Below are 15,409 nucleotides of genomic sequence, written 5' to 3'. Positions count from 1 at the left end.
GATCAGGGGCTTTTCTTTGTAAAATGCGCCACAATGGCCTGTGCCGCGCGTTCTTCATCGGGTTGATCACCATGATCAAAAGTTTCCTCAAATAACCGGCGCTGCGCGGCTTCATAGCGTGCATGGCGATCATGGGCCTGAGCAAGGGCATTGGGCAGATCGGCAAGATGGGTCACCACGTCCCCCGCCTGCCACATAACAAAGCTTTCATCCCTATGCCATGCCGCAATCGCACGGGGATCAAGAAAAACCGCCGGTCGGGGGCGAAGAAGAAATTCATAGATCTGGCTGCTCACATCCCCCAGATAAAGATCCGCCGCATCCAGATAGGTCATATCGATCATCGCATCGCTGCCGGTATCAAGATGCATGTGCGATTGCCCCCGCCAGCGCCCCAAAGGCCGGGCCCGATGCCGCAGCCAGCGCTGATACAGCAGGATATGCGGTGCGAAAATCAGATTATAGCGATCTGATTGACGGAAAAAATCAAGGATATCCCGCCCCCATGGCGCCCATGAGGATTCGCGGCGGCTATAATGCGGATTATAAAGCACGGTGATCCGCTTTTGCGCAAAGGCGGGCGGCGTGACCCCCAAAGACTGCCGCACGGAAAATTTTGGATAGCCGACGATGGCGCAGTTTTCCGCCTTCACCAAACCCGAACTGATCAGGCGGTCCGCGATCTTTCGACCCGGGGCGAGAACCAGATCGAAATCCGCCAATTGGGGGTAATAGGCATCCGCCCGATCCCCTGCCCCATGATGGGTATAAACGAATTTGAGATGGGCAAGTTTTTGATGGCGCTTCAGGCTGAGGCTGGTTTTTTCAGGCACCACCAGCACATCGAGAGGCTGAAACAGATCGAGATTGGCCTCCAGCGCCGCCTGCTTTCCGGCAAAGGCAAATGGCCGGATCAGGGGATCGGCGAGGCGCGCAATCAGGGGCGCATCAATGATCGTGATCTCGACGCGATGGCCGGGATAGCGCTGGGCGATCTTGTCTGCCAGATCGGCCAAAGCCTTGCCGCGCACGAACATGAAAACCCGGTGCCGGGGATAAAAACGCGATAGCGCAAAGGCGGTGGGGGCGGCGTGCAAAAGCTGATGGCCCGCATAATGATTGAATAAAAAACCGATGCGCATCACTCAAGAATCCTGCCTCAAGGCCCCATCGAGCCAGGAGGATAAGGGGTGATTCCGCGCCGCCCGTTCGGCCTGGACAATCTGCACCCCATGCACCGCAAGGCTTGCGATGGTCCACAGCGCCACCCATAAAAAACCGGCCGCCGGATCACCAAGCAAAAGCCCAAGGCTAAGGAGGATGAGATTGGGATTGCGACGCGAAACGATGAGCCGGAAAAAGCTATCAAACCGCCGCCAGATATGCAGTTCCAGCTTGAAGCGGGCGATGAAATACCCTTCCATCAAGCGCCCGGCAACATAGCCCACAAGGATCACCCAAAGCGCCCAATCCAGCGATGACAAGCCCAGCCATGAGGCGGACGACCCCGGGCCCACGCCTGCCTCCAATCCACTGCTCAAACCATGCGCCCAGGACCAATACCAGAAGGGCGGATGCACCAGATCAATCCCATGATCAAAAATATTCCCCCATTTCGATGAGGTGAGGGTGGTGCGGGCCAGCTTGCCATCAACGGTATCAAGAAAGGTCATCCCCCAGGCTGCCAACAGGCCGGACGCAAAATCGCCCTGCCAAAAAAACCAGAAGGCCGCCAGCACCAAAACAAGGCTAAGGCTTGTGACCATATTGGGGCTGATTTTAAGGGCGGCACAAAGCCGGGTGAGATGAAAAGCCGGCCATGGCCAGACATATTTGGTGACAAAATCAGTCACCCCTTTATAGGAACCGGCAAACAGGCGCTGCTCCGCCTTTTCCCGACCAATGGCCGATATTCGCAGGCAATAAGGGGTTTCACGCTTGCGCAGGGCCGTGCGATAGGCCGCTCCGATGCTGTCCGGGCTGGCAAGATCAATACCTTCGGGCAGGCTGCCCGCGCCCTTTATCCAGGCCCGCACGGCATCTTGTTGCTCGCCTTTTGAACTGACGCGCCCGGCGCGCGCGCCATCGGCATCAACCGCCCGATCAGGCCCGGCCAAAAGCCAATCGATCACCGGGCCATCATAAAGGCAATCTTCATCCATGATCAGCCAATCGCCTGAGGATGCGGCCTGCGGATCATCCGCCCCTATCACCACGCCATCGGCCCGGCGATCTTTGATCATCTTCATGATCCGCTCGCGTCCGCTCAAACCAAACAGCTTGACAGGGGATCGGGCAGGCACAAAATCAAGGGTGATCGGGGTTTTGTCTTCGGTCGTCAAACTCTTATGTCCTTCGTCTGTTCCTGGCGGCCCGATCTTCGCCGTCATCTTGTTCAATGCGCCCATCTTATTCGATTAGCCCGGAATGAACCCTCAGCCATGATCACCATCGCCCATCTATCCGATCTGCATTTTGCACCCTTGCCCAAAGTGGCGGCACAAAAGCTGATCAGCAAGCGCATTCTTGGATATCTTTCATGGCATAGAAAGCGCAAGCACGAACATCGCGCCGAGGTTCTGGAGGCCTTATTAAACGACCTTAAAGCCGATCAACCCGATCATATCTGCGTGACCGGGGATCTCACCAATATTGCCCTTGGGGGTGAATTTGAAACCGCGCGACGCTGGCTTTTGCGGGCGGGCCCTGCCGATCATATCAGCATCATCCCCGGCAATCATGATGCTTATGTGGCTGGCGCCTTGGAAAAGGGTCTGCCGAAATGGGCCGAATGGATGACCGGAGATGATGGCCGGATGGACTTTCCCTATCTGCGCCGCCGGGGCAAACTATCGATCATCGGCACTTCGTCGGCGGTGGCCACTCTGCCTGCCATGGCCAGTGGGCGATTAGGGGAAAAACAGATGATGGCTTTGGAAGCCCTGCTGAATGCCGAGCATCAGGCAGGCCAGTTCACCCTGATCATGATCCATCATCCGCCCCAGCCCGGAGCGGAAAGCCCGCGCAAGGCGCTGAGCGATGCCAAAGCCTTTCGCGCACTGATTGCCCGCACGGGGGCGGGGCTGATCCTTCATGGCCATACCCATCGGGCTTTAAAGGCCAGCATCAAAGGCCCCGATGGTCCGGTGCCGATTTTGGGCTGCGGGTCATCGTCATCCATCGGCTCGCATAAGGGCCCGGGGCATTATTACCGCCTGACCATCGATCCCACCGCCAAATCTGATGGGATCAACGTGGAAAATCGCCATTATGACGCCATAAAAAAAGCCTTTTTTCCCTCCAATGCTCCGCGTTAGAAGTTTATTTGCGGCTTGAGATCACGGATTGATATCACAAGTTTCACGGTTCTATGAGTTGTCGAACCGGGCCGACTTGTCGTAAATGTCATGAAATGGTCATAAAGTTTCCTATGGATCGCCGCTCTTATAAAAGAACAGGATTGCCGTGAAAGCTATCATTCTCAGTGCGGGTCAGGGCAAACGCCTGTCGCCCTTTACCGAACATACGCCGAAATGCCTGCTCAATCTGGGCGGCGGCATTTCTCTTCTTGGCTGGCAATTAGCGCAATTGCTGGAAACCGGGATCAATGACATCGTGGTGGTGACCGGCTTCAAGGCAGAGAAGGTGGAGCGTGAAATCGCCGATTTCATCGCAGCGCGCCATCAATCCGGCGATCCCGCCTTTTCCATTCGCGCAATCCATAATCCCGATTATGCCAGTTCCGATAATTTGCGCAGTGTGTGGTGTGCCCGTGATGAAATGACCGAGGATTTCATCCTGCTCAATGGCGATACCCTGTTTCGTGCGCCGGTGGCCCGCAGCCTGATGGCCCGGCCCGATCAGCCGATCACCCTCACCACATCGCGCAAGGATCGCTATGATACCGATGACATGAAGGTCATTTTGCACAAAAATCTTTTGCGCCGGATCGGGAAAACATTGGATGTGAAGGCGGTGGATGCCGAATCCATCGGCATGATCCGCTTCATGAAATCAGGGGTTTCGCTGTTTCGCGAGGCGGTGGAACGCATCATCGAGAGCGGTGAAGGCGATCGGCTATGGTATCTTTCGGTGATTGATCGCCTCGCCCATACGCAGGCCATACATATTGCCGATGTGCCCTCACAAGATTGGTGCGAGGTGGATTTTCCGGTAGACCTGCAAAAAGCCCGCACAGCCATCTCGCTTTGGAGCCATGCTGACTTTGACCGCAGCCGGATCAAAGCCCTGCAGGCCAAAGCATCCTGAGTTTAGGGTCAGGAATTGATTGGGTGGGCATCGATTGAAGAGGAATCGATTGAAGGGCTTGCGGCCCGCGCTTTTTGGCGGGCGAAAACCGCCCGCACCATGGCCAGATCATCAAGGCTATCGATATCGGTGGCGGCATCGGCATCGCGCATGATCACCGGCATTGCCAGCAGATCCACCCGACGACCAAGACGCCCCAGCGCATCGGCCAGGGTCAACCGCCCGGCCAGCCAATTAAGCAAGCCCCAAACCCCCAAACGCGCCACCAGCCGCACCGGCTTTTTGCGATCATGTTCGATACGCTGCCACAGGGCAATGCCCCGCTCGGCGGCAGGGGCTTTCAGGGCAAACATATTGCAGCCGGAAAAAACACCGTCCTTGAAGGCCAGCCGGGTGCGGCGGCCCCGGCGCGGGGGAAGATCGGCGGGATCGGCTTCACGTGCCGCCTTCACCACATCGAGGGGGGCCAAAGCCGCAGCAATATCGGCATCCAGCTTATCGGCCTCATCCAAAAAGCGGCAGACCAGATCACTGGTCAAAAGCGGATGATCGGCGGTGGTGACAAACAGCCGTTCGCCGGGCTTCATCGCTTGCAAAACCGAGAGAACGCTGCCGCTCGGCCCCTCTTTTGATTGATGGCGCAACAACTCCCCCCTGGCGAGCCGCGCCGCAAGGCCGGGAGCTTCCCTTTCGATCGGGCAATCCTGGGGCAGGCTGATCTGGATATCCGCCATGCGGCCCGATCCTTCAACCGCCCTGATCACATGATCGATCATGGGCCTGCCGCCCACATGGGCAAAGGCCTTGCTGCTCACCTTTTCCGCATCGGCTACGGGATCACCAGAGGATCGGCGGCCCGAAAGGATCAGCGCGCGATAGGACAAGGGAGGCATAAAGGCGTCCATTCAAAGGAAAAATAAAGGAAGGACAAAGGCCATGAAGGCCATAAATTTGCGGGATCAGAGGATGAAAGCATCAAAGGATGAGAGCATCAGGGGATTGAGGCATCAGGATGGCGCATCCGATGCCTGATGGCCAGAAAAAGCCGCACACAATGCGGCCATCAGGCTGTGATGAATGGCCCCATCGCCGGGCTGATCATGGGAAAGATCGGGCAAGCCCGGCCAACCGGGATCGGTGAACCCATGGCCACCCCATGATCGGGGGCCATCATAGCGCGGCAAGACATGAAAATGCACATGGGGATCAACCATCATCAGCATCAGCCAATTGATCTTTTGATAGTCAAAAACCTGCCCCAGCACCTGCTCCACATCGCACACTACCTGATGAAATTCAGCCGCTGCCGCTTGCGACAAGGCGGAAAAGGCCGTGGCTTCCTCCTTCGCGATGACCACCAAAGCGCCAAGAGTTGCCTGTTTGGGACGAAGTTGCACCATCCAATGATCATAGCTTCGCACAAGGCTTTGCGGATATCCGAATTTCAAAATTGTGGCATGAACCATTGGCGCGCGTCCTTTAGCCAAGAAAAATAAGTAAAAAACTTTTGTCGTGAAACTGGCATCGCATTGCCGCTTTCTTGTCACAAGGCGATGCTAAACCCCCCAACATATCGCTGATTGAAGGCCTATGGCCTGCGATCAGTAACCAAAAATTGACGCCAGCATCAAGCCCCCCACTCTGGCAAAGCGCTTGATGAAACCCCATCTACAATCCGGTTTGGGGAGAGGCAAAAATCTCTGAACCGGATGGATTTGAAAAATCGCGCCGACCATCAAGGAGCAAGACCCATGAGCGATGATCAAGCCTTTTATCTCGAAGCAAGCCTCGATAATCTGCTGTCTGATCCCATTTGCAAAACCTTGATGCGCTATGACAGGCTTTCCCCGGGCGATGTGCTAAGCGAAATGCAATCTGCCCGCCAGCGGATCAAACAACAGATCGCGCCCCCCAAAACCCGGGACATAACCCGGGAACGGTTTCTGACAGCCGCGCTTTGACGGCTGCCATATCCGGGGGCAGGATTTAAATATCCACCGATTGGCTTTCAAGAAAGCTTAAAATTCTGCCCTCATCCACCAATCCCCCTTGGCGGGCGATCTCAACCCCATTGCGATACAGCAAAAGCAGCCCGGTGCCTTTGACCTCATGCTTTTCGAGAAAGGCCCGATCACGATCAAAATCAACCCGAAACAGCCGCGCATCGGGGACCCGCCCTTTATTTTCAAGGGCCGTGAAGCTTTGATGCTGCGCCTCGCATGTGGGGCACCATGAGGCATAGATCTGCACCAGCACCGCATCGTCAGATTGCAATGCGTTCTCAAAAGCCGCCGGTTCATAATCCTGCCATTGCGCCAGCAGGGGATCGGCCCCACGCACATTCATATAAATCAGCGATCCCAAGGGCGACACGGCCAGAACAGCCCCCAAAACCACCAGCAATAATGCAAAAATCTTCCCTTTGCCCATCAGCTTTGATCCTTATTGATCCATCAATATTATTTTTGAACACCCGTCCCAGCTTATAAAAGCTGCCATGGGGCCGCAATCCAAATCGGATCAGGCCTGGCTTTCGCCGCACCGCTCGGTGCAAAAGTCCCTGATGATGTCCCAAGCTTCATCCGCGCTTTCCACCATGCGCACCAGATCAAGATCCCGGGGTGCGATCATCCCGCTTTCCGCCAGGGCGGGCAGATTGATGATCCGCTCCCACCAATCGCGGCGATAAAGCAGTACCGGCATCGCCTCGATCTTGCCGGTCTGGATCAGGGTCAGGGTTTCAAACAGTTCATCCAGCGTGCCAAAACCACCAGGGAAACACACCAAAGCCCGGGCGCGCATCAGAAAATGCATCTTGCGAAGCGCGAAATAATGAAACTGAAAGCACAATTCGGGGGTGATATAGGGATTGGGGGCCTGTTCATGGGGCAGGATGATATTCAGCCCGATGCTTTCCGCCCCCGCATCATCGGCCCCGCGATTGCCCGCCTCCATGATCCCCGGTCCGCCCCCGGTCACCACCCGCAGGCGTTCCGGGCAGCCATTTTGCGCCGATGAAATCAACTGCCCCAAACGCCGTGCCGCCGCATAATCGGCACATCTGGGATCATCGGGGGCAAGATCATCGGGCCTTGATCGGGCACTGCCGAAAATCACCACCGTGGCATCCACCCCATGCTCTTGCAGCATCAACTCCGCTTTCATCAGTTCAAGCTGCAAGCGCACCGGGCGCAATTCTTCGCGCTTCATGAAATCAAGATCGCTATAAGCCAGCCCATAAGCGGATGAGCGGGTTTGTGGGGTATCGGGCACCTTTTTGGCGCGGGCCTCATCTTCGCGGGCGGAAGGAAAGGCGGATCGCCGCTGATAGGGTGGCAACATGGCTTGGCTTTCAATGATCGCCCCTATGGCGCATGGGGCATTGAGTGCGGGCGGATTTCATGGCATCGAACAATCAAAGGTCAAGCATAACGGAAAATGATCGGTGCGCGATGACAGAAAATAACAAGGCGGCAGCCCCCGCAAATGGCCACCCTCGGGAAACGCCGTCATCGGAAACACCCTCTTTGGAAACCCCATCGGGAAAATCGGCGGAGACCGAGAATTTTCCCGTGGGATCGCGGCTCATTGCGGCGCATTTGCGGCCCCATGTGGGGCGTTTTTATGCCTTTGCCCGGGCAATCGACGATATCGCCGATAATCCCGATCTCGCCCCCGAAGACAAATGCGCCCGGCTCGATATTTTCGCCGCCACGGTCATGGGCGAGGCCTTGGATGAGGCCCCCCTCACCGCCCGGCGCCTTCATGAAAGCCTCGAGGAAACCGGGGTGTCGGTGCGCCATTGTCTCGATCTCATTTCCGCTTTCAAACAGGATGCCGTGCAAAATCGCTATGAAAGCTTTGATGATCTGATCGATTATTGTAATCGATCCGCCGCACCCGTGGGCCGCTATCTGCTGGATCTGCATGGCGAAGATCAGGCCTTCTGGCCGATCAGCGATGCTTTGTGCAACAGCTTGCAGATCATCAATCATCTGCAGGATTGCGGCGATGATTATCATCAGATGAACCGCATCTATCTGCCCCAAAGCGATCTGCGCGAAGCGGGTGCGGTGGATACGGATCTGGGCAGGGCGAAAACGAGCCCGGCTTTGCGCGCGGTGATCGACCGCCTGATCGAAAGCGTTCATGAACTAAATGATCAGGCAGCGCGCCTGCCCAAAGCCCTGCAAAGCCGCAGGCTGGCCGCAGAATCGGCGGTGATCCACAATATCGCCCGGTCGCTGACCACCGAGCTTGCCCGGCGCGATCCTTTGGCCGAGCGGATCAAACTCAGCCGCTGGCAAATCGCCATGGCAGCCGGTGGCGGGCTGCTCTCCACCCTTGTCTCGCGCCCCGAAAAGCCTTTACCCAAAAAGCCCAGAAGCTGATGGAACTCCTCCTCATTTTATCGCTGATCAGCCTGTTGGCCTGGGCTTATCTGGTATTTGGCCATCATGGCTTTTGGCGTGCCGATCAGCGCCTGCCCCAAAATACAGGCGCGCCTTTAAACAATCTGCCCCCGATTGTGGCCATCATCCCGGCGCGCGATGAGGCCCAAAGCATCGCGCGTGCGATCAAAAGCCTGCTCAATCAGCGCTATGAGGGGGATTTTCGGGTCATTCTGGTGGATGATGGCAGCCGGGATGGCACCGCCGCTTTGGCACAGAAAGCCGCCGATGAATGTGCCACGGGCCGGTCCCTCACGATCCTCAGCGCACCGCCACTGGCCAAGGGCTGGACCGGGAAATTATGGGCTTTATCCCATGGGGTGGCCAAAGCAGGCGACAAGGCCCGCTATTTCTGGCTCACCGATGCCGATGCCGAACATGGCCCCGATGTGCTGGCCCGGCTGGTACAGAAGGCCGAAAGCGATGATCGCGATCTCGTTTCCCTGATGATCCGGCTGCGCACCGAAGGCTTCTGGGAAGGCTGGCTGATCCCGGCCTTCATTTTTTTCTTCCAGATGCTTTATCCCTTTCCCGCCATCAATAATCCCAGCCAAAAAACCGCAGGGGCTGCGGGGGGCTGCATTCTCGTTCGCCGCCATCGGCTCGATCAGATCGGGGGATTGGCTGCCCTGCGTGGGGCGCTGATCGATGATTGCACGCTGGCCGCCAAAATTCGCGATGCGGGCGGGCGATTATGGCTGGGGCTGGCGGATGACAGCCGCTCTTTGCGCGGTGCGGATGGTTTGAAGCCTTTATGGATGATGGTAAAACGCACCGCCTTCAGCCAATTACATTTCTCGTCATTTTTATTGCTTGGCACGATTTTGGGCCTTGCCATGGTGTTTCTGCTGGCCCCCATCGCCACAGTTGTCGGGATTGTGACCGGGCGGCCCGATCTGCTGCTGAGCGGGGTGGTAAGCTGGCTTTTGATGATCATTGCCTATCGCCCCACCTTGCGCGATTATCGGCGCAACCCCTTGGAAGCTATCGGCCTTTGGCTGATTGCCGGGCTTTATGCAATGATGACGATCCATTCCGCCCTTGATCATTGGCGGGGCAAGGGCAGCCAGTGGAAGGGGCGCGATTATGATCGCCATGGCACCTTAGATAGCCATAAATCGGATGGCGGGCCTTGATTGCCAAAGCCGCACGGGATAATTGCCTTGGTCTGGGCAGGATCAACATGAAGCCATGAGCACCGTGACACCGAAAGCACAGGCAAGCATAGAGGAAGATCGGCGGCGGCTGGCCCAACAGGTGCGGGCCGCCGGATCATCTTTTTATTGGGCGATGCGCCTGATGTCGGCAGAGCGCCGCGCCGCGCTTTTTGCCATCTATGCCTTTTGCCGGGATGTGGATGATATTGCCGATGGTCCGCTTTTGGGTACCGAAAAGATCGCCGCGCTGAAGGATTGGCGCCAGCACATTGATGGGCTTTATGATGGCAAGGCGGGCGATGATCCCCTTGATCGCCAGCTTCTGGCCGCCATCGGCGGGTTCGGGCTTTTAAAAGACGATTTCACCGCCGTGATCCGGGGCATGGAAATGGATGCTGAAGGGCCGATCCGGGCGCCATCTTATGATCAGCTTATCGATTATTGCGATTGCGTGGCATCCGCTGTGGGGCGGCTATGCGTGCGGGTTTTCGGGGCCCCCGAAGCCGAAGGGCGGCGTTTGTCGGATCATCTGGGCAAGGCCCTGCAACTGACCAATATCATTCGCGATGTGGAAGAAGATGCGGATATGGGGCGGCTTTATCTGCCCCGCGATCTGCTGATTGAAGCCGGGATTCATGACACCGACCCTCAAACCGTTGCCCATGCGCCCGGCCTTCCTTTGGCCCGGCAGGCTTTGGCCAAACAAGCCGAGGCGGAATTCAACGCCGCCCGGCAAGCGCTCAAGGCGTGCCATGAAGGCGATCTGCGCCCGGCGGCGATCATGATGCATGTGTATCACCAGATCTTCCTGCGGATGCGCGATAAAGGGTTCAAGGCCCCGCACCGATCCGGTTTCGGCCCCCTGATGAGCAAAGGCGAAAAGCTGTGGATCGCCGCCAAAATCGCCTTGGGAGGCCGATCATGGCGCATATCCACATAATCGGTGCCGGCTTAGCGGGGCTGGCGGCGGCCGTTCGTCTGATTGATAACGGGCATCAGATCACCCTTTATGAAGCCGCTGCCCGGGCCGGGGGGCGCTGCCGCTCGTTTCATGATGAGCAGCTTGGGCTTTTGATCGATAATGGCAATCATCTGATGCTTTCGGGCAATCGATCCTTGCATGCCTATCTCGATGAGATCGGCGGGCGCGATCCGATCAGCGGGGCGATGGATCAACTGATCGGACCCAACGAAGCGCGCTTTCCCTTTTTCGATCTCGAAAGCGGTGAACGCTGGACCTTCGCCCTTGATAAAGGGCTTTGGCAGGGCTGGGTTTTTGATCGCAAGCGACGGATTCCGGGCAGCCGGCCGCGCGATTATCTTTCGGCTCTCAGCCTTTTGATGGCGCGCAAGTCTGAATGCATCACCGATCGCCTGTCGGTCAACCATCCCCTGTATCGCCGCTTGTGGGAACCTTTGGTGGTGGCGGTGTTGAATTGCGCCCCGGCAGACGGCTCGGCTCATCTTTTGCGCCGGGTTTTACGCGAAAGCTTTGCCCGTGGCGGTGCCTATTGCCAGCCCCGCATGGCGCGCCTGAGCCTTGCCCATTGCCTGATCGATCCGGCCCTGGAAAAGCTGCAAAAAGCCGGTGCCACCATTCGCTTCCACAGCCGCATCAATCGCCTTGATCTGGCTGATGGGCGGCTTCAGGCCCTCTCTCTTGGGGATGAGCTGATCCCGCTCGGGGCCGAGGATCAGGCGATCTGCGCCACCCCCGCCCCAATTGCCCGCACCTTGCTGCCCGATCTTTCCACCCCGCCCGATGGCGAGGCCATCGTTAATATCCATTTCCGGCTCCCCGCAAAGGCGGTCCATCCGGAGCAGGATGGTGCATCGGTCGAAATCATCGGCCTTGTGGGCGGGCTTTCCCAGTGGATTTTCCTGCGCGATGAACTTGCCTCCGTCACCATTTCAGCGGCCAATGCGGTTGCCCGCAGGCCCGCCGATGAGATCGCCCGGATCTGCTGGGGTGAAGTGAGCCGGGCCTTGCAGCTCGGCGATCAGCCCCTGCCGCCCTTTCGGGTGATCAAGGAAAAGCGGGCAACCTTTGCTGCCAGCCCCGAAGCCGAGGCTTTGCGCCCGAAAGCCGCCACGCAATGGGCCAATCTGATACTGGCCGGAGACTGGACGGCCACCGGCCTGCCATCGACCATCGAAGGGGCCATTCGCTCGGGCCATAAAGCGGCCCATATATGCCTTCAGAAAAGTCGGGCTTTTCAACAGCACAAACCGCCCTTAAATAACCAACATAGATATAGTGCAGGATCGGGCCATCAGCCATCAACTGAAATCCAAAGCGGAGTAAGATCGACGTGAGGGGTGAAGCATTAAAACAAGTGGCCGTGGATGATCGCCTCGATCAGGTGATCGACGATGCCCTGACCGCGCTCAAAACCCGTCAGCAAAAAGATGGGCATCTGGTTTTCGATCTGGAGGCCGACGCCACGATTCCGGCGGAATATATCTTTCTCAATCATTTTCTGGATGAACGCGAGCCCGAACTGGAACGAAAGCTGGCGCGCTATATCCGATCGATTCAGCAAGATGGCGGGGGCTGGCCGCTTTATCATGGGGGGGCGCCGGATATTTCCGCCAGCGTCAAGGCTTATTTCGCCCTGAAGCTCACCGGCGATGATCCCGATGCGCCGCATATGAAAAAAGCGCGGGCGCTGATCAAAAACCTGGGCGGGGCCGAAAAAACCAATGTGTTCACCCGCTATGCCCTTGCCTTGTTTGGCGAAGTGCCATGGCGTGCGGTGCCGGTGATGCCGGTGGAACTGATGCTGATGCCGCGCTGGTTTCCCGCCAATATGTGGCGTTTTTCCTATTGGTCGCGCACAGTGATCGCGCCCTTGCTGATTTTGGCTGCCTTAAAGCCCCGGGCCATCAATCCCACCGATACCCATATCCGGGAATTATTTATCATCCCCCCGGAATTGATCAGGGATTGGCAGCAGAACCCCACCGGGCGCTGGACCGGCAAGGCCTTTTTGCAGCTTGATAAAATTCTGCAAAAGCTGGAGCCGCATTTCCCCGCCAAAACCCGCCGCAAAGCCATCGAGCGGGCGCTTGGTTTTTTTACCGAACGGCTGAATGCCGAGGATGGTTTGGGGGCGATCTTCCCCGCCATGGCCAATTCGGTGATGGCGATGGAGGCTTTGGGCTATCCCAAGGATCATGAAGCCCTGGTCACCGCCAAAAAATCGATCCGTCTGCTGGTAACAGATGGCGAAGGCGAAAGCTTTGTACAGCCTTGCCTGTCGCCGATCTGGGATACCAGCCTGAGCCTTCATGCCCTCCTCGAATCCGGGGAAGCCCCGGCGGGTGAAACCGTGAAAGCGGCAGGCGATTGGCTGACCTCCAAACAGATTCTGGATGTGAAGGGCGATTGGGCGCTGAAGGCCCCCGATCTGCGCCCCGGCGGCTGGGCTTTTCAATATAATAATGATCATTATCCCGATGTGGATGATACCGCCGTGGTGGCCATGGCTTTGCATCGCACTCAAGATCCAAACTATAAGGAGGCCATTGATCGCGCCGAAGAATGGATCATCGGCATGCAAAGCAGCAATGGCGGCTGGGGCGCGTTCGATATCGATAATGATGACCATTATCTCAATCACATTCCCTTTGCCGATCATGGGGCCCTGCTCGATCCGCCGACCGAGGATGTTTCGGCCCGCTGCCTCAGCTTTTTGGGCCAGCTTGGCCATGATCAAAACCATGAAGCCGTGGCGCGCGGTGTGGCCTATCTCAAAAAGCTGCAAGAAGATGATGGCTGCTGGTATGGGCGCTGGGGCACCAATTATATCTATGGCACATGGTCGGTTCTGGCGGCGCTCAATGCCGTGGGCGAGGATATGACCGCACCTTATGTGCGCAAAGCCGTGGAGTGGCTGAAAGCCCGGCAAAATCCCGATGGCGGCTGGGGTGAATCGGGCGATAGCTATTATAATGATAAAAAACGCGATCCCGCGCCCAGCACACCGTCCCAAACATCATGGGCCCTTTTGGGTCTGATGGCTGCTGGTGAAACCGAAGATGCCTGCGTTGCCCGCGGCATTGGCTGGCTTTTGGATCATCCCCGCACCAAGGATGGCCGTTGGGAAGAACCCTGGTATAATGCCGTTGGCTTTCCCCGGGTTTTTTATCTGCGCTATCATGGCTATAGTCATTATTTCCCGATCTGGGCGCTGTCGCGCTATCGGGTGTTGAGCCGATCCAATGATAAAAGCGTGCAATGGGGCATGTGATGCAACAGCAGGCAGCACAAACATCATGGCTTTAGAACGCGCCTCCTATCGCAGCCTTGTGGGCATTTTGGGGCTGGTGCTCGGGCTGGTGATCTATGCTCTTGGGGTCATCCAGATCGGGGTGCATCTGTCTTTGGCATCGCTTTGGCTGCAAACACCCTTTTATGTCTTTGCCGGGCTTTTATGGCTGTGGCCCGCGCGCTGGCTGCTCAGATGGATTGGCAAGGGCCGCAGCAGCAGCGAAAAAAAGGGCTAAACGGCCGGTTCTGAAGCTTTTTCAAAAGGAAGCACATCATGGCCAGCAGAGCTTTATCCGTTGATGCAATCCTGTTCGATGTTTTCGGCACCATGGTTGATCATGATAGCGCTTTGTTGGAAACGCAGGCAGAGCTTGGGGGTGGCGCGCAAGAGCTTGCCGATCTGTGGCGACGCAAGCAGCTTGAATATAGCTGGCTGCGCAGCCTGATGAACCGGCCTGCCGATTTTTCCGATGTCACCAAAGATGCCCTTGATTATGCCCTGGCGGCATTGGGCCTGCCCGGCGATTGGCGCGATAAAATGATGGCCAGCTATCAAAAGCTTTCGGCTTTTGATGATGTGGCCCCTGCTTTGTGCGCCTTGGCGGATTTGCCCGCATCCCTTGCCCTGCGCCGGGCCGTTTTATCCAATGGCAGCCCCGCCATGCTGACATCGGTTTTGACATCCTGCGCGATCATTGATCATTTTGAAGCCCTGCTCTCGGCCCGCGATGCCGGCGTTTTCAAGCCGCACCCTCTTGTTTATCAACTGGCCTGTGATCGCCTGCATCTTGATCGCCACCGGCTGTGCCTTGTGTCCTCGAATGGTTGGGATATTGCCGGGGCCGCGGCTTTCGGCTTCAAAACCATCTGGGTCAATCGTCAGGATGATGCCATCGAACGCTTACCGGTCCGGCCCGATCATATCATCAGGGATCTCAGTGCCCTGCCCGCCCTTCTGGGGGCCTGAACGTCGATTTGAACGCCGGTTTGAACGCCGGTTCGCGGCGCTCATAACTTGCGTCACCCCGGCCCTTTTTTTCGTCATCCCCGCCCCCCCTTTTCTTACGTCATCCCGGGCGGAGACCCGGGATCCACGCTTTGGCACGCACAAGCCCTTGACGAGGTGGACCCCGGGTCTCCGCCCGGGGTGACGATTTAAGGTTGTGGACCGGGGTGACGGATGAGATCAAGGCTGCTTCCCCTCCCTCGTCATCCCGGCCCCCGAGCCGGCAACTGTGTTATTGGTTCATGGATGGAAT

General features: G+C 57.3%; 16 protein-coding genes. 10 read left to right on the top strand and 6 right to left on the bottom strand.

Features of this window, described 5'->3' with window-relative positions; genetic code table 11:
- Positions 1-2 precede the first annotated feature (2 nt).
- Both AQ1_RS09390 and AQ1_RS09385 read right to left on the bottom strand, forming a co-directional pair.
- Positions 3-1,142: a hypothetical protein gene (locus tag AQ1_RS09390; RefSeq protein WP_042086595.1), complete on the bottom strand. Its 1,140-nt coding sequence runs from the start codon at positions 1,140-1,142 to the stop codon at positions 3-5.
- Positions 1,143-1,145: 3 nt separating this feature from the next.
- Positions 1,146-2,342, bottom strand: coding sequence for a CDP-alcohol phosphatidyltransferase family protein (locus tag AQ1_RS09385; RefSeq protein ID WP_313982364.1), 1,197 nt, complete (start codon positions 2,340-2,342; stop codon positions 1,146-1,148).
- Between the two features lie 99 nt (positions 2,343-2,441).
- On the opposite strand from AQ1_RS09385, the gene AQ1_RS09380 reads away from it, so the two are divergent.
- Positions 2,442-3,317, top strand: coding sequence for a metallophosphoesterase family protein (locus AQ1_RS09380; protein ID WP_052371171.1), 876 nt, complete (start codon positions 2,442-2,444; stop codon positions 3,315-3,317).
- A gap of 148 nt (positions 3,318-3,465) precedes the next feature.
- Complete coding sequence (locus AQ1_RS09375; RefSeq protein ID WP_052371170.1) at positions 3,466-4,269, top strand: phosphocholine cytidylyltransferase family protein; 804 nt, start codon at positions 3,466-3,468, stop codon at positions 4,267-4,269.
- A gap of 8 nt (positions 4,270-4,277) precedes the next feature.
- On the opposite strand, the gene AQ1_RS09370 is transcribed toward AQ1_RS09375, so the two are convergent.
- Both AQ1_RS09370 and AQ1_RS09365 read right to left on the bottom strand, forming a co-directional pair.
- Positions 4,278-5,162 (bottom strand): nucleotidyltransferase family protein, encoded by an 885-nt coding sequence (locus AQ1_RS09370; RefSeq protein ID WP_042086639.1) that lies wholly within the window; start codon positions 5,160-5,162, stop codon positions 4,278-4,280.
- 114 nt (positions 5,163-5,276) lie between these two features.
- Entirely contained in the window at positions 5,277-5,735 is a 459-nt protein-coding gene (locus AQ1_RS09365) for an HIT family protein (protein WP_042086593.1), read from the bottom strand.
- Positions 5,736-6,020: 285 nt separating this feature from the next.
- Here AQ1_RS09365 and AQ1_RS09360 point away from each other — a divergent pair, with 285 nt between their 5' ends.
- Entirely contained in the window at positions 6,021-6,230 is a 210-nt protein-coding gene (locus tag AQ1_RS09360) for a hypothetical protein (protein WP_042086591.1), read from the top strand.
- Positions 6,231-6,255: 25 nt separating this feature from the next.
- On the opposite strand, the gene AQ1_RS09355 is transcribed toward AQ1_RS09360, so the two are convergent.
- Positions 6,256-6,699 carry a thioredoxin family protein gene (locus tag AQ1_RS09355; RefSeq protein WP_052371168.1) on the bottom strand — a complete coding sequence of 148 codons (444 nt, stop codon included), beginning with the start codon at positions 6,697-6,699 and terminating at the stop codon, positions 6,256-6,258.
- 90 nt (positions 6,700-6,789) lie between these two features.
- Positions 6,790-7,611, bottom strand: coding sequence for an LOG family protein (locus AQ1_RS09350; protein ID WP_042086589.1), 822 nt, complete (start codon positions 7,609-7,611; stop codon positions 6,790-6,792).
- A 110-nt stretch (positions 7,612-7,721) separates the two neighbouring features.
- On the opposite strand from AQ1_RS09350, the gene hpnC reads away from it, so the two are divergent.
- Genes hpnC through AQ1_RS09315 form a run of 7 tightly spaced genes read left to right on the top strand, consistent with a single transcriptional unit; the run spans position 7,722 to position 15,117 of the window.
- The gene (gene hpnC / locus AQ1_RS09345; protein WP_081837233.1) at positions 7,722-8,660 is read left to right on the top strand and encodes a squalene synthase HpnC; all 939 of its coding nucleotides are present in this window, start codon (positions 7,722-7,724) and stop codon (positions 8,658-8,660) included.
- The gene (locus tag AQ1_RS09340) at positions 8,660-9,856 is read left to right on the top strand and encodes a glycosyltransferase (RefSeq protein WP_052371167.1); all 1,197 of its coding nucleotides are present in this window, start codon (positions 8,660-8,662) and stop codon (positions 9,854-9,856) included. The genes hpnC and AQ1_RS09340 overlap by 1 nt, the downstream gene beginning before the upstream one ends.
- Before the next feature lie 55 nt (positions 9,857-9,911).
- Positions 9,912-10,817: a presqualene diphosphate synthase HpnD gene (hpnD, locus tag AQ1_RS09335; RefSeq protein WP_042086584.1), complete on the top strand. Its 906-nt coding sequence runs from the start codon at positions 9,912-9,914 to the stop codon at positions 10,815-10,817.
- The gene (hpnE, locus tag AQ1_RS09330; protein ID WP_081837244.1) at positions 10,799-12,193 is read left to right on the top strand and encodes a hydroxysqualene dehydroxylase HpnE; all 1,395 of its coding nucleotides are present in this window, start codon (positions 10,799-10,801) and stop codon (positions 12,191-12,193) included. Before hpnD ends, hpnE begins: the two co-directional genes overlap by 19 nt.
- The gene (shc, locus tag AQ1_RS09325) at positions 12,184-14,130 is read left to right on the top strand and encodes a squalene--hopene cyclase (RefSeq protein WP_042086582.1); all 1,947 of its coding nucleotides are present in this window, start codon (positions 12,184-12,186) and stop codon (positions 14,128-14,130) included. The genes hpnE and shc overlap by 10 nt, the downstream gene beginning before the upstream one ends.
- Before the next feature lie 25 nt (positions 14,131-14,155).
- Positions 14,156-14,386 carry a DUF2842 domain-containing protein gene (locus AQ1_RS09320; protein ID WP_042086580.1) on the top strand — a complete coding sequence of 77 codons (231 nt, stop codon included), beginning with the start codon at positions 14,156-14,158 and terminating at the stop codon, positions 14,384-14,386.
- Between the two features lie 38 nt (positions 14,387-14,424).
- Positions 14,425-15,117, top strand: a complete 693-nt coding sequence (locus tag AQ1_RS09315; RefSeq protein ID WP_042086578.1) for a haloacid dehalogenase type II — start codon at positions 14,425-14,427, stop codon at positions 15,115-15,117.
- Positions 15,118-15,409: the final 292 nt, after the last annotated feature.

The organism is Iodidimonas nitroreducens (assembly GCA_000710935.1).
Classification (GTDB): domain Bacteria; phylum Pseudomonadota; class Alphaproteobacteria; order Sphingomonadales; family Rhodothalassiaceae; genus Iodidimonas; species Iodidimonas nitroreducens.
This window is presented reverse-complemented; position numbering and strand designations above follow the sequence as displayed.